The following is a 14,017-nucleotide window of genomic DNA, read 5'->3' on the forward strand; positions in this document are numbered from 1 at the left end:
GTGTTCCGCAAGACTTTATCAACGTCCTTCGAGCAGGCCGATCGCCTGATCGAGAAGGATCAATGGCTCCTTCGTCTTATGGATATCGACCGATAACAACTGACGGAAACGTCGCGCACCTGGAAAGCCCAGACCCAGCCCCAAAACATGGCGCGTGATGTGATGCATCGAGCCGCCCGCTTCGAGGTGCCGCTGGATATAAGGCCGCATCCGCGCTAGTGCCTCGGCGCGGCTGATGACCGGGGCATGACTGCCGTACAGCAGGGCGTCCACCTGCGCGAGCAAATACGGATTGTGATAGGCCTCGCGTCCAAGCATCACACCATCGAAGCGTTGGAGAAGCGCCTCGCATTCGTCCAGCGTCTTGATGCCGCCGTTGAGGATGATTTCCAAGTCTGGAAAATCGTCTTTGAGCTGCGCGGCAATGTCGTAACGCAAGGGTGGAACCTCGCGATTTTCTTTGGGCGACAGCCCCTCGAGAATGGCAATGCGCGCGTGCACGGTAAAACTGCGGCAACCCGCTTCGCGAACCTGACCGACGAAGTCGCAGAGCTCGGCGTAGCTGTCGCGCCCGTTGATGCCGATTCGATGTTTGACTGTCACATCGATCCCGACGGCGTCCCGCATCGCTTTCACGCAATCGGCCACCAGCGCCGGGTGACCCATCAGGCAAGCACCGATCATATTGTTCTGCACGCGATCACTGGGGCAGCCGACGTTGAGATTTACCTCGTCGTAGCCCGCCGCTTCGGCCATCTTTGCACATGCTGCCAGCTCCGCCGGCACGCTGCCGCCGAGTTGCAACGCAAGGGGATGTTCCGCTTCGTCATGACGAAGGAAACGCTCCGCATCGCCATTGATCAGCGCACCGGTCGTAACCATTTCGGTGTAGAGCAGGGCGTGTCGGGAAAGTTGACGCAGAAAGTACCGGCAATGGTGATCGGTCCAATCCATCATGGGCGCGACGGAGAAGCGGCGTGATGGCGAGCGGGGCGTGGTTATCGGGGCAGGACGGTTTTCCATCGGGTTCCGGAGTGTTGAATAGGTACTTGATGACTGGGCAATTTTTAGCGTCTAGGAACGTGATGTACCAGAGGCTATTTCAGCTCAAAAAGCTGATGAGGCGGCCAGATAAGCCGCTTGGAATGCGCGCAAGTTTATCAGGAGAGCTGCGCGCAAGGGCGGCTTAGGCGCGGGAAGTGTCCGAGTAAATGAGCGACCTGGCAGGCCTCAAGAAATCTCGCTCTGTTCAGGCCCTGCCCATGCGCGTCCGTGGCGCACGGGCAGGATCGGCTCGCCGTTGGGATGTGCCTATCGCTGAGTGACGTTGGCGATGTTGCCATTTCCGTTCTGGATAATGCTGGCGGAGTTGGTGGTATACGTCAGCGTATCCTGCCAAAGGGACGCTTGGTTCCCGTGCCCCGTCTGGTTGATCAACGCGTCGTGAGCATGGAACCCTTGGTAGGCTTCGATCCGGTTGTCAGAGCCAAGTTGGGCAATCTCAATGCTGTTGTCGTCGCCCACTTGGGCAATATCGACAAAGTTATAGTCGCCCTCCGAATAGCCAGTAATGCTTGAGCCCTGTCCGCCGAAGGACGCATATAGCTCGTTTCCAACGCCTTGCTGGCGATAATCCAGGACGCTGTAACCATCGCCGGAAGAGATCTCCGCAATGTTGGCATCGCCGATTTGCTGTAGGAAAACGTCTCCGGCAGGGTAGCGACCGGAAACCTGATAGATGTCTGCTTGGTTGGCGGTACCGTCCTGATCGACCACGGCAAAACCACCGCCAATGCCGAAGCTTACTTGTTGTAGTTGCACCAGGTTATCGCTTCCCCGCTGTTGCAGGTCCGCCGTGCTAAAGCCTGATTGGTCCACATGGATGACGTTGTCCTGCCCCACCGACACCGCGTCGAGCTGGTTGCCCACCCAAGTCTGCGTTGCGTCGAGACGATTGCCGGTGCCCTCTTGGTGAACCGTCGCGGTCGATGACAACTCGCCGAGGTATTCACGTTGCTCCACCTGAGCGCTGTTTGAGACGCCTGTTTGATGGATCTCGATGCTGGCCATGCCCGACCGGTCGCCATGGATCTGATAGACAGTGGCCGAATTCAGCGAGCCCACCTGGTCGATGCTCGCCTCGCTTTCTTGGTCGTTGATACCGGTCTGCTCGGTTAGTACGCTGTTCTCGGTACCGTTTTGCGTGATGTAAGAGCGTTGCAGCCCGCCGCTCTGTTGCTGCTCCGCGACATTGTTGATGCCGGTCTGGCTTATTTCGGCGATGTGTTCGCTGGCTATGACGCTGCCGCTTGCCGCCAGCAGCAATGCTGCTGCGAGAGGAGTCATACGAGTCACTGGAATCTCTCCTGTTCATGATGGATTGGCTCCGTACATCACAGGCGAAGCAATGAGATTGTTGTCGGTTCGTTTATCTGCCGGTATAGATCGAAGGGGTCAAAATGCCTTCAGCCCAGGATTAGTACCCGGGCTGAAGGCTTTATGTCGCATCGGTTCAACCGGCACTCCCATGTCTCGTTGGATTCCGCTAGCCGCCGCTGATCGCTGACAACATTCCAATCACACCGAGCAGGGCGCCGAGTGGCGCGGCCCACCGCTGACGCCATGCGAGCGTCAGGCTGACCACCAGGCCGGCAAGCATCAGCTGTGTCAGCGCAATCACCAAGCCAATCGCTAATCCTGACGATGCGGTATTCAGCAGAGCTGCGCCGAGTAACAGCCCGGACGCTGTGGCACGCAGCCAGCGCTGTCGTCTGGGTGTCGGCGCGGTGTTGTACACCGCTCGATGGTGTCGAGCCATTGCCAGGCAGAGTGCCAGCATGGCCAGGTAGGCCAGTGCGAATGCGAGCAGGATCATGGAGCTAACTCCTGTTGCCGAGTAGCCGGGCGTGTCTCCTCGCGTGCCGGTTTCTTCGTTTGTGGACTGCGAAGCGAGTACCAGGCACATAGGCTGCCGACCAGTAACAACACTGCATCGATACCCGCCAGCATCAGCTCCCCGCGCGCGAGGCTTGCCAGAAGATGCCCCTCCGGTGTCGTCAGGCCGTTAAGCAGCGGCAGACCCAGCGCGAGTATTGCCAGCAAGGCGGATAGCCGGCGAGACAGTCCGAGCGGTTGCCGACGACTCAGGTAGGCGAACACCGCGACGGCCAGCCAGGCCAGGGAGAAGCACCAGGCCTCGGCAGCGCCACGCTCAGCCAATGTGTCGGGTAGGAGACGATTCGCCCACAGCAATGCGAGCGAGGCGATAGGCATGCCAAAGAACACCGCGCCGTTGAGCGCGCGCACGATTTCGATGCCTCGAATCTGCCGTCCCTCGCGCTTGCGTAGCCATACGCCAGTGCCGGCAATCAGCATGGCGCAGCCGGCCAGCCCGAGCAGGCCGTATAACAGCCGCACAATATGCCCGCCGAATTGCGCCATGTGCAGTCCCACCAGCCATATGTAGGCGCGATAGCCGGCCGGAGCCTGCTGTTGATGAAGAAGCTCGCCGGTGAATGCGTCGTAACTCAGGGCGTCCTGTGGCGAGCCGATGCGCGATGGATCGAAGCGACGCACGCTGACCACGGCGGATGCATCGGACGGATGCTCGACGATGATCCAACCGATCTCTGCGCCATCCCAACGCTCGCGGGCGTCGGTCAGCAGCGTCTCGAGCGGGGCGAACCGACCCGGTGGCTGGTTCAGTTCGTTGCGGTGATAGCCACCCTGCACCTCTTCGTAAAAGGCGAGAGGGTCGCCTCCGTACGCCACCATCGCCCCGGCGGGCATGTAGGATGCAATAAACACCGCCACACCGGTGTACGCCAATATCAGATGGAAAGGCAGGCCGATGACACCGAACAGGTTATGCGCGTCGAGCCAGGCGCGTTGGCCGTTCGCTTGTGGACGCAGGGTGAAGAAGTCCTTGAATATCCGGCGATGCACGATGATGCCCGACACCAGCGCCACCAGCATGAACATGCCGGCCAGGCCAACGATGTACATGCCGATCGTTCCGGCGTGCAGGTTGTAATGCAGTGTGAAGAAAAACTCGCCACCGACTGTTTCGGGCATGGGCCGTCCGGTGCGAGGATCGAATGCGACGCGACCGCGGGTCCCGGATTCATCTTCTTCCCAGCCCAGCCGCCAGTATGGCTCGCGTTCGGTCGGGCCGTGCAGCCAATAGGCATGCAGAGGTGCCTGCACGTTTGCTTGCACCCAGTTGCCGACGTCAGTAGCGGTCATCGCGGTTGCTGCAGGCGTATGCAGGGCGGGCCGCATCCAGCGTTCAAGCTCCTTGTCGAAACAGGCCAGCGTGCCGGCGAAGATGATCACGAACAGCAACCAACTGGGCAGCAGCCCGCCCCAGGTGTGCAGCCCGGCCATGGATTGACGAAGCATCATGGCCGGGTCCTCCACTCGACGGGTAGGTACGCGCCGAGGAGCAAGAGCGCGGCCAGCACGGCGATCAGCAACCAGGCGGCGAGGGCGCTACGAGCGGCGAAGGCGTAGATGACCGCCGCGACCCAGACGGCGAAGCAGAGCAGGCTGGCCGTCACGACCCGGTCAGGACGCGGTAATGGCAGATACACAGAGAAAAATGCCGTGAAACCATAGGCCAACGCATAGCCACCGAAAAGCGCGGCGGAAATGCGCCCGGCCAGATTGGCGAGGCGGGACGATGCGAGTGTAGTCATTTGTGCTGACTCCGATATCCGTCCATCAGAAGCTGTAGCTGACGGTGCCGACCACCGTCCGGCGACTGCCGAGGAAGCAGTCACCGCGCGACAGGCAGCTGGTGTAGTAGGTTTCGTCTTCCAGGTTGGTGGCGTTGACCGTGAACGCCCAGTCCTGATAGCGGTAGCCGAGCATGGCGTCGAACAGGGTTGTGGATGGCGTTTTCAGCGTGTCGGTGCCATCCCAGCTCGCTCCGACGTAGCGCACACCGGCGCCTGCGCTGAAGCCGGGAACGCCAAAGAGTTCGAAACGATGCTGGGACCAGAGCGAGGCCATGTCTTCCGGGATCGTTGCCAGGCGAGCGCCTTCCTCGCGCGGTGTTCCCTTGAGTGCTTCGGTGTTGAGATGGGTGTAGGTCGCAATCAGATCCCAGTCAGGGCGGACGGCTACCATCGCCTCCAGTTCCAGCCCCTGCGTGCGCGTTTCGCCTGTCTGGACAGTATTCGATGGGTCGTTCGGATCGGGCATCTGCCGGTTCTGTTCGCGCAGATCGAACACCGCGGCGGTGTACAGACTGTTGCTATCGACTGGCTGATATTTGATCCCCAACTCCCACTGTTCTCCTTCCAGCGGCTTGTAGGGCTCGCCGGTCGAGGTGTTCAAGCCAACGATTGGTTGGAAGGATTCGCTGTAGCTGATGTACGGCGCGATTCCGTTTTCGAAGAGATAGGTGAGTCCAACCCGTCCGGTGACGGCATCGTCCTTCTGCCGTGTACCACCTTCGGTGCGGTTGTCGACCCAGTCCTTGCGCAGCCCCAACGTCAGCATCCAGCGTTCGTACTTGAGCTGATCCTGCAGATAAAGGCCTTGTTGCGCGACCGTCTGCTCGGGGTCGGCGGTGAGATCGATAACGGAGGGATCGAAGGTGCCGTAGACCGGATCGTAGAGATCCAGCGCTGTGGTCGCGCCGCCGGCTCGTTTACGGTTGGTGGTGGCGTGCTGGTAGTCGCCGCCAATCAACAGCGTGTGCTGCACCGGACCGGTGTCGAACAAGGCCTGGGCATTGTGATCGGCGACCCAGACGTCAACTTCGGGTTTGGCTACGTGGTAGATGCGATCGAGGGTTCGGTTATCGGCGTTGAGCACCGGTGGCCAGCCATAGATCTGCTGGTAGCTGACTTCGCTTTCCTGGTAGCGCAGGTTCTGTCGCAGCGTCCAGGTTTCGTTCAGTCGCCAGCTTAGCTGTGATGTGAGCGCCATCTGTTCGGTATCGTATTCGTCAAATCCCGGCTCGCTGACGAACAGATCGGTGTCGTAGTGTCCGTAAGGCGCATCGAGAACGGTGCCGCGGTGTGGAAGAAACTGCGAGGTGGAGCCGCTGTCGTCCCGCTGTATGTTCGCCAGCAACGTCCATTCGATGTCGGCGGTGGGGCGCCAGGTAATCGAAGGCATCAGCAGCAGCCGATCGTCTTCCACGTAATCGACCTGCGAGTCGCTATCACGCGCGATCGCCACGACTCGATACAGGAGTGTGCCTTCCTCGTTCAGCGGGCCGGTGCTGTCGATCGCGATTTGTTTGCGGTCGTAGCTGCCGTATTGAAGCTGTAGTTCTGTACGCTGCTCGTCGCGCGGCCGTTTGCTCACCATGTTGATCAGGCCGCCAACGGGGCTTTGTCCGTACAGCATCGACGACGGGCCCTTCAGCACTTCGATGCGTTCGAGGGTGAATGGGTCTGTGCGGGTATTGGTGTAGCTGCCGAAGGTCTGTTGCAGACCATCGAGATAGAGCACCGGAGTGCTGCCACGAATTTTGGATGAGTCGCCGCGAGCGTCCAGTCCAAAGGCTTCGCCGCGTACGCCAGAGACGTATCGCAATGCGTCCTGCAGCGTCTGCGCCCCTTGGTCTTGTATGCGATCGGCGGTGATCACGCTGATCGATTGCGGGACCAGAAGCAGCGGTGTGTCAGTCTTGGTACCTGTCGCCGAACGTGTCGCAACATAGCCCTCGACCGGTCCGTCAGCGCGTTCGGCCTCGCTGGAGACAACCTCCTGCGCCGGCAGCTCGAACGCCGATGCGTCTGTTGCCGGGGCGCTATCCATTGATTGAGCCAAAGCAACGGGGCTGAGGGAGACGACCGGCAGGGCTAGACCGGCGGTGCGCAACGCCACGAAGAGAGGACGCAGGGCAGGGCGGCGTGACATGAGCATCTCCAATTGCATTTATTATTGAGATGCGGATGTTAATGCGAATACGTTGCATTTGTAACCCTTCAGGCTACGAATAATGAACGTCGATCTGCGGAGACTGAAAATGGGGGAAATAAAAAACCGCAGCCGCCCAACGGGCTGACTGCGGTTTGTGCTCAGGCTGTTGCCAGCCTGGTGTTTGTCACGTCATTAACGGTTGAACGCTGCGCCAGTCCCAACGACCGATGCTGATCCCAGCAGCTGGGTGATGAAGCGGTTCCAACGAGTGATACCGGCCGGACCGACGAATACCACGTCCTGTGGCTGGAGCGGGAAGCTCCTGGCCAAGGCAAAGGCGGTTGGCGATTCGGCGTTCAGCTGGAAGACCTTGGCTTGCTCGGTGGCGATGTTTTCCGCGCCGCGGATGACATATACCGCTTCGCCGTCTGCGGTTTCCTGACGGATACCGCCAGCAGTACCGATGGCATCCATCAGGTTGTAGCTCGTTGTCTTGAAGCTGAGAGCCTGCGGTTGAGTAACTTCACCCAACACGTAAATCTTCTTCTGATCGTTGTAAGGCAGGTGCAGCTGGTCGCCGTCCTTCAGATAGACCTGATGCAACCAAGAATCCGGGCGGTTCAGGTCGTCGAGGTTCAGCAGGTACTCACGGCCGTCGCGCTTGAGCATCAGGCTGGACAGATCTGCGTTCTCGGTGTCGACGCTCGCCTGGCCGATCGCCTGGACGATGGTCATCGGCGCGGTGGTGACCGGAACTTCACCGGCGGTGTTGAATGCGCCCGAGAGCACGATGCGCTGGCTGCCATAGCGCAGCAGGCTGACGTCGACCTGTGGGCTGTCAATGTAATTGGCGAGGCGGCGTGCGATTTCGGACCGCAGTTCTTCGATGGTGCGGCCCGCAGCATTGACGTTGCCAATGTAAGGGTAGAAGAGAGTGCCATCCGGACGAACCAGGCGACCGTTGGCATCGAGCTGCTGCTGCGGGCCGGACGGCGCGGTCAGTTCAGGGTGATCCCATACGGTGATGTAGAGAAGGTCGTTGGCGCCGATGCGATATGCCTCGGGTTTGAAGTCGAGCAGCTCTTGCTTGCTGGACGTGCCCCTGTCGGAAGACAGTTCGCCCTTGAGAATGTCAGGCGTGATGCGAATGAGCTGTACCGTACCGTCTTCCGATTTTGCGCCATCCTTGAACTCATCTGGATCAAGGTATTGGCCGGGCGAAAACACACATCCTTGGAGCGCCAGCACGGAAGAGAAAGCGAGAGCAAATAATGGTTTCATGGTTCTTCATCCTTGACGGAATAGTTGTTTTTACGAAGTGAAACTGCGGGATTCACTTTTTGCTTAAGGAGCGAGCGAAAATTGATTCGTCTGCCATTTGTCGGCGGTGATTTCCTCGAAAAATGCATAACAACGAATTCAATAACAGCTTCTCTCGGTGTCGTTACCGCAAAGCTCTTGGTGTAATTCCTCGACTCCAAAGTGAGACTTTTCGGATGAGCCAGTGATAGGTTCCGCTTAACCGCTAGCGCATCATCAGGCCGAGAAAACAGACGCTTTGCCGCTCACAGTAGCCATAGACCGCTCCGTTTACGCGGGGTTCAAGACAATGCGCATAAATGAAGCGCTGACAAAAAGAGAGGCGTAGCGCACTGCATTGGAACCTGTCTAGAACAGGCCCATCATCAATTGACAGAGCTGCTGCTGATTCTGTGCGTATGCATATCGGTGCCAATGGCGGTTATGAATCGCACCTGCGTCGTTCAGTAGGCGTCGAGCACTAGCGTAGCTGGCAGGTGTTTCTCTGTGTTTTGCAGCAGGTATTAATCCGCAGTGGGGTATTCGATCATCCAGCGTAGCGTGTCTTTTAATTCAAGCTGGGGCAGATCGCCGATAAGTGAGTCCAGTTTGGCTCTGCTGCCGAACAGGTTCTTCACGTCAGCACTACGTACGAAGGCTGGATTGACTCTAACGTCCAAGAGGTGACCGGAGATGGCCGCCGCCTGTTCCAGAACATATTGAAGCGTATACGCAGAACCTGAGCAGATATTGACGGTTTCGCCAATCGCGGCAGGCGTTTCGAGCAGTCGCCGATAGGCTTGTACGACCTGGCGAACATCACAGAAATCGCGCGCGATATCCAGGTTGCCCAGTTCGATGACCTCGGCTCGGCGACGTATGTGCGCGACTATTTTTGGGATGAGAAATTGTTCAGCCTGGCCGACTCCGGTGTAATTGAATGGCCGGCTGATAATCAACGGCAAACGACCGCGATAGAGCCCGGCGAGGAACTCCATCGCTGCCTTGCTCACCGCGTAATCATTGGCTGGAGCAAAGGGGGCGGATTCGGGCAGAACACCCTCGGTAGCGTTTCCGTAGACATTGGCACTGCTGGCAAGGAGTACGCCTTCAAGATTCGTTGCTGAGGTGCGCAGCGCTTCGAGTAAGTGACGAGTGCCGAGCAGATTGGCATTGTAGATTGCGTCCGCATCGGTATGCGCGACGAAAGAGACTGCTGCCAGATGCACGACGTAGGTCGGGCGTATCTCCATCAGCAATGTTCGCAGCGTCTCGTCATCGTTCAGCGAGCAGCAGTGGATGGCTGAAACAGCCGTAGGCAGCTCGCCCACGGGTTGGCGATAGCTGAGGCCGTGGACCTCGTAGCCCTGGGCTGCGAGCTCTTCTGCCATATAGCGGCCGGTAAAACCGGTGACGCCCGTAATCAGCACTTTGCGCATGATCTTTCCGGGATGAATTCCAAGTTCTGCGGAGCGCTTTATCCCTGTATAGAGGTGGGATGTTGCGTCCCGATTACGGTTGATCGAGTGACCACACGACTGCTGTCGAACTGTGCTGTGCGGGTGGTTGCTCGGTAAGAACCACAATCGATTTATATGCCGCCTGTATTGACGGGTGGCTGGTTGGGAAGTGAATGCACAGGGCAGCTCGGTTGCCCCTGTGCAGTTTGCCGGACCGAACATTCTCGTATTGCCGCTTACGGCTTCCGACATAGCTTCCCGTCAACCGGGTCGAATCACTTCAGAATGAAAAGCCTTGCTGATTGCGGCGCATGTCAGCGTCGACCATCATGCGGCACAGTTGCTCCAGCGAAGTTTTGGGCTCCCAACCCAGTACATCCTTGGCCTTCTGAGGATCGCCGATCAGCAGGTCCACTTCCGCAGGACGATAGAACTTCGGATTCACCCGCATGACAACTTTGCCGGTCGCCATGTCGATCGCCTGTTCTTGCTCGCCGGCACCTTCCCACTGAAGTTCGACGTCCACTGCCTTGAAAGCCAGCGTCACGAAGTCGCGTACGGTTTCGGTGCGGTTGGTTGCCAGTACGAAAACGTCTGGCTCGTCGGCCTGCAGCATGCGCCACATACCCTCGACATATTCTTTGGCATAGCCCCAATCACGTTTCGCGTCGATGTTGCCCAGTTCGAGGACATCCAGCTGGCCGAGTTTGATCTTGGCCACCGAGTCGGTGATTTTCCGCGTCACGAATTCACGGCCCCGTAGAGGCGACTCATGATTGAACAGGATGCCGCTGCAGCCAAAAATGCCGTACGACTCCCGGTAGTTGATGGTCATCCAATGTGCATAAAGCTTGGCAACACCATAGGGACTACGGGGGTAGAACGGGGTCGTTTCCGCTTGGGGAATGGCCTGGACCTTACCGAACATTTCGGAAGTCGACGCCTGGTAATAACGAATCTTCGGATTAACGATACGAATCGCTTCCAGCAGGTTCACTGCGCCTGCGCCGGTGATGTCCAGTGTCGTCAACGGCTGCTCGAAGGACACACCGACGAAGCTCTGTGCTGCGAGGTTGTAGACCTCGGTTGCGCCAGTGCTCTCCAGCAGCCGAATGCTGGAGGACAGGTCGGTAAGGTCGTATTCGACGAGATGCAGATTAGGGTGCTTGTCGATGCCCAACTCTTCGATTCGCCAGAAGTTCACCGAGCTGGTGCGGCGAAATGTGCCGTATACGGTATAGCCTTTTTCCAGCAGAAGCTCTGCCAGATAGGCGCCGTCTTGCCCTGTGATACCGGTGATAATCGCTTTCATTGTCTTCCCTGTATGAGGTTAGGTTTAAAGTGCATTCGCTTCGCTCTGCCTGTCGCATAGCGCTGGGAAAGTAGCGAAGCGTTATTAGATAGGCCTGTTTCCGGTTGCCTTAACAGTCACCGTGACCGAAATAGTCCAACGCCAAGCTCAATCAAGACTGCTGTTTCGCAGGACTGCCTTTTTGTCTGGAATTTTTCTCACGTAAATAAGCAGGCACGATATACATCGCGTCGATCAAATAGCGCTTGGCCAGCCGGCGAGGCTCCAAACACATGCGATGGAGCCATTCGAGTTTGTACTCACGCATCCATTTAGGAGCTCGCTTGATGGTGCCTGTGGCGAACGAAATGGAGGCGCCAATACAAAAGCCCATGCCTGAACGCTCATGCGATTGAGTCGCCGCGGCCAGGACCTCGCCGCGAGGCGTACCGACCGCATAGAGAACCAGGTCCGATGGGTTTTCACGCACGAACTGCAGGCAACGCTGCACTTCTTCCGGTTTTTTGATGAAGCCCATCGGCGGGTTGTAGTGATAAAGCTCGATGCCGGGATAAATCGCTCGAAGTTTGTCGGCTTCGGATTGCAGCGAGCCGATCAGAACCACGCGCAGGCGATCCTTGTCTGCCCACTTGAGCAGATCCAGCGTCAGGTCGCTGCCAGGAATGGCTTCGTCGAGGTGTACGCCCAGGCGGTCGAGCAGCGATAGGAGAATGCGACTATCACAAAGCCTCCAGCGTGCCTTGGCGTAAGCATCCCGTAGCTCTGCGTCATGCTCCAACTGAACGAGGTGGTCAACGTTCGGCGTTACCACAAACGAATAGGGCTGCTTGATGCCCTCGCGGATGCAGGACAATAAAGCTTTCTTATTGCCGGAATAGAAGTCTATTCCGAACGCATTAGTATCACTTGACACTCATTGCTACTCCCTTGAAGGCGCCCTTGATACCCGACCAGGCGAGGGTGGGGTTCCTGTATTCCTTGATCGTCGTAACGGCCGAAAGAAGAAACGCGGAAACCACCGCGAACATCGAACCATAGAAGCGCTTGTTGAATCGTGTGGCAGCGCGGTTGCGGTAATAGTGATAGAACGCCGAACGGTTACCTAGACTGAGTGACCCGTAATGAAACAGACGGCTTTCGGGGATGACTTGTATGGACACTCCAAAGCGCCTGGCGCGGTACTGCCAATCCACTTCTTCGAAATACATGAAGTAATCTTCGTCCATCAGCCCGATTTCTTCCGTCAGCGCAGCTGAAAATGCCAGGCTGCAACCCATTATGTAATCCGGATCGTGATGAAGATTCTGCTGTTGCAGTGTCTCGATGCTCTGGTTTTTGCCCAGTAGGCGAGCCTTGCCGAGGATCGGATACAGTTTTCCGCCGCCATAACATTCCAGACGCCCGGTGTCGGCGCTCAAGACTAGCGAACCAACGAATTGGCGGTCGTTGCGCTGCAGTGCTTCGAGAAGAGGCGAGAAGGCATCGCTCTCGACATAGGTGTCATTGTTGACGACCCAGAAATGCGTCGGTTGCAGGTTCTTCATCGCCCAGCGAAGGCCATAGTTATTGCCGCCGGCGTACCCGTTGTTCTCAGGGTTGCAGAGCAGCGTCACCTGTGGGTAAGCCTTTTCATCCAGCCACTGCTGAAAAGCAAGCGCCGAGCCATCCTGCGAGTCATTGTCGACAATGACGATATGGTCGATGGTCGAGCAATGAGCGAGCAGGCTTTCAGCGCAGCTGATGGTTTCAGTAGCAGCTTTGTAGTTGAGAATAAGTGCGACGTTCATGAACTCGTTCCTTGCTGCGTAGATGGCGTGCTCTCAGAGCGTGAATAACGAAAAGCATGCAAATAACTGGCTGCACATATTCGAACAAACCGTTTAGCGGCCATATCACGAAAAACGCAAGCATTACCGAATAGGTGAATTCCATCTCCGTGTTGATGTTCCGGGCGATACGCTGATAAATGAACAGCGTCAGCGGAACCACCAGAAAGGTAAGAAAACCGAAGCGGAACAGTGTGCCAATAATTCCAATGTCGGAGAGAAAGAAATGCTCGCCGAAATAGGGAATGAACCCGTCCTGCCACATGAGCGATAGTGAACCGCTTGGGAGCCAGCTGACCAGTTCCAGATGGTTGAACACAGATGCGATCGTGTGAGGGCGCACGCCGTCTTCCACGTTGCCATCCAGGCTGCTTCCATAGAACTCCATGTTCAATCCGAGAATTTCGAGTAATTCTGGATAGAAATAGAATGGCGATAGCAGAACGCAGAGCGAGGCCGCCCAGGCGACAGCTTTGACCCTCAATGAAAAAAGGGTAAACGCCAGGCACAGAACGATAAGTTGGCGAGTTTGCGTGGCGAACACCAAGGTGAGCAGCAAGATCGCAGCGATGATCAAATAGAAAATTTTCTGCCGTTGTTCACCGTTGATTGGCGACTTTCCTTTCGCCCAGATTTGAATGCAGTAGAAATAGGCAAAGCAAATCAGGAAGGGGCCGATCGAGGAGCGATCCGGGCGATCCCAAGACGTTTGCTCTTCGCGTAAATCAGGCACCAGTCCGAATTTGAAGCACCAGGACAAAAATACTGCAATGAGCGCGGCATAGATGATCGCGCGCTCGAACTGAAGAGTGCTGATGTGCTTGGTAAGCAATAACAGGGGCACGAACCCGAATGTGAACAACATTCGGCGTTCTTCGATCAGGCCGTAGGCGATCGGTTGGCCGAAGGTAAAAAATGAAAATACTGCAGGCAGCACGGTAAATACGAAAACGCTGTAAAACGCGTAGTACATGAGAATGCGGAATTCTCTGGAGGCATCTTCCGTGCTGGCAAGAATCAAGAGAAACGCTACACCCAAGCAAGCCGCCAGGTAGGCTTCGTTGAGAAATTTGAAGCCAAGTGGGTTATGCGTACTGTCGCCGAATACAGAAAAATGCAGAACGAGCGCCAGGATAGTCAGTGGCAAATAAAAGAATTTTGAGCTGATGCTTGTCATCACCTTAGTCCTTAGGTGCGTTTCCATTATCCAGATAACTACGCCGCAACAAACTCAAACT

The 14,017-nt window shown here is 57.1% G+C and carries 12 protein-coding genes; all 12 read right to left on the reverse strand.

Annotated features, from left to right (window positions below):
- Positions 1-18 precede the first annotated feature (18 nt).
- The gene (gene dusA, locus E0D86_RS12900; RefSeq protein ID WP_131650426.1) at positions 19-1,023 is read right to left on the reverse strand and encodes a tRNA dihydrouridine(20/20a) synthase DusA; all 1,005 of its coding nucleotides are present in this window, start codon (positions 1,021-1,023) and stop codon (positions 19-21) included.
- 288 nt (positions 1,024-1,311) lie between these two features.
- The gene (locus E0D86_RS12905) at positions 1,312-2,355 is read right to left on the reverse strand and encodes a hypothetical protein (protein ID WP_131650427.1); all 1,044 of its coding nucleotides are present in this window, start codon (positions 2,353-2,355) and stop codon (positions 1,312-1,314) included.
- A gap of 190 nt (positions 2,356-2,545) precedes the next feature.
- Positions 2,546-2,875, reverse strand: coding sequence for a DUF3325 domain-containing protein (locus E0D86_RS12910; RefSeq protein ID WP_131650428.1), 330 nt, complete (start codon positions 2,873-2,875; stop codon positions 2,546-2,548).
- The gene (locus tag E0D86_RS12915) at positions 2,872-4,404 is read right to left on the reverse strand and encodes a PepSY domain-containing protein (RefSeq protein ID WP_131650429.1); all 1,533 of its coding nucleotides are present in this window, start codon (positions 4,402-4,404) and stop codon (positions 2,872-2,874) included. Before E0D86_RS12915 ends, E0D86_RS12910 begins: the two co-directional genes overlap by 4 nt.
- Positions 4,401-4,697: a DUF3649 domain-containing protein gene (locus E0D86_RS12920; RefSeq protein ID WP_131650430.1), complete on the reverse strand. Its 297-nt coding sequence runs from the start codon at positions 4,695-4,697 to the stop codon at positions 4,401-4,403. Before E0D86_RS12920 ends, E0D86_RS12915 begins: the two co-directional genes overlap by 4 nt.
- 25 nt (positions 4,698-4,722) lie before the next feature.
- Positions 4,723-6,879 (reverse strand): TonB-dependent siderophore receptor, encoded by a 2,157-nt coding sequence (locus E0D86_RS12925; protein WP_256681205.1) that lies wholly within the window; start codon positions 6,877-6,879, stop codon positions 4,723-4,725.
- Between the two features lie 195 nt (positions 6,880-7,074).
- The gene (locus E0D86_RS12930; RefSeq protein ID WP_131650431.1) at positions 7,075-8,163 is read right to left on the reverse strand and encodes a polysaccharide biosynthesis/export family protein; all 1,089 of its coding nucleotides are present in this window, start codon (positions 8,161-8,163) and stop codon (positions 7,075-7,077) included.
- A 542-nt stretch (positions 8,164-8,705) separates the two neighbouring features.
- Complete coding sequence (locus E0D86_RS12935; protein ID WP_131650432.1) at positions 8,706-9,620, reverse strand: GDP-mannose 4,6-dehydratase; 915 nt, start codon at positions 9,618-9,620, stop codon at positions 8,706-8,708.
- A gap of 301 nt (positions 9,621-9,921) precedes the next feature.
- Entirely contained in the window at positions 9,922-10,953 is a 1,032-nt protein-coding gene (gmd, locus tag E0D86_RS12940) for a GDP-mannose 4,6-dehydratase (protein ID WP_131650433.1), read from the reverse strand.
- 151 nt (positions 10,954-11,104) lie between these two features.
- On the reverse strand, positions 11,105-11,866 hold the full coding sequence (locus tag E0D86_RS12945) for a WecB/TagA/CpsF family glycosyltransferase (RefSeq protein WP_131650434.1): 762 nt from the start codon (positions 11,864-11,866) through the stop codon (positions 11,105-11,107).
- Positions 11,856-12,740, reverse strand: coding sequence for a glycosyltransferase family 2 protein (locus E0D86_RS12950; RefSeq protein ID WP_131650435.1), 885 nt, complete (start codon positions 12,738-12,740; stop codon positions 11,856-11,858). The genes E0D86_RS12945 and E0D86_RS12950 overlap by 11 nt, the downstream gene beginning before the upstream one ends.
- Entirely contained in the window at positions 12,700-13,956 is a 1,257-nt protein-coding gene (locus E0D86_RS12955) for a hypothetical protein (protein ID WP_131650436.1), read from the reverse strand. Before E0D86_RS12955 ends, E0D86_RS12950 begins: the two co-directional genes overlap by 41 nt.
- Positions 13,957-14,017 lie beyond the last annotated feature (61 nt).

Origin of the sequence: Pseudomonas sp. IC_126 (assembly GCF_004331835.1) — a bacterium.
GTDB lineage: Bacteria > Pseudomonadota > Gammaproteobacteria > Pseudomonadales > Pseudomonadaceae > Stutzerimonas.

Bases quoted from the DNA above. Each gene is read 5' to 3' on its own strand.
- dusA (WP_131650426.1), bottom strand. From the start codon at position 1,023: ATGGAAAACCGTCCTGCCCCGATAACCACGCCCCGCTCGCCATCACGC.
- E0D86_RS12910 (WP_131650428.1), bottom strand. From the start codon at position 2,875: ATGATCCTGCTCGCATTCGCACTGGCCTACCTGGCCATGCTGGCACTC.
- E0D86_RS12915 (WP_131650429.1), bottom strand. From the start codon at position 4,404: ATGATGCTTCGTCAATCCATGGCCGGGCTGCACACCTGGGGCGGGCTG.
- E0D86_RS12920 (WP_131650430.1), bottom strand. From the start codon at position 4,697: ATGACTACACTCGCATCGTCCCGCCTCGCCAATCTGGCCGGGCGCATT.
- E0D86_RS12925 (WP_256681205.1), bottom strand. From the start codon at position 6,879: ATGTCACGCCGCCCTGCCCTGCGTCCTCTCTTCGTGGCGTTGCGCACC.
- E0D86_RS12930 (WP_131650431.1), bottom strand. From the start codon at position 8,163: ATGAAACCATTATTTGCTCTCGCTTTCTCTTCCGTGCTGGCGCTCCAA.
- E0D86_RS12935 (WP_131650432.1), bottom strand. From the start codon at position 9,620: ATGCGCAAAGTGCTGATTACGGGCGTCACCGGTTTTACCGGCCGCTAT.
- gmd (WP_131650433.1), bottom strand. From the start codon at position 10,953: ATGAAAGCGATTATCACCGGTATCACAGGGCAAGACGGCGCCTATCTG.
- E0D86_RS12950 (WP_131650435.1), bottom strand. From the start codon at position 12,740: ATGAACGTCGCACTTATTCTCAACTACAAAGCTGCTACTGAAACCATC.
- E0D86_RS12955 (WP_131650436.1), bottom strand. From the start codon at position 13,956: ATGACAAGCATCAGCTCAAAATTCTTTTATTTGCCACTGACTATCCTG.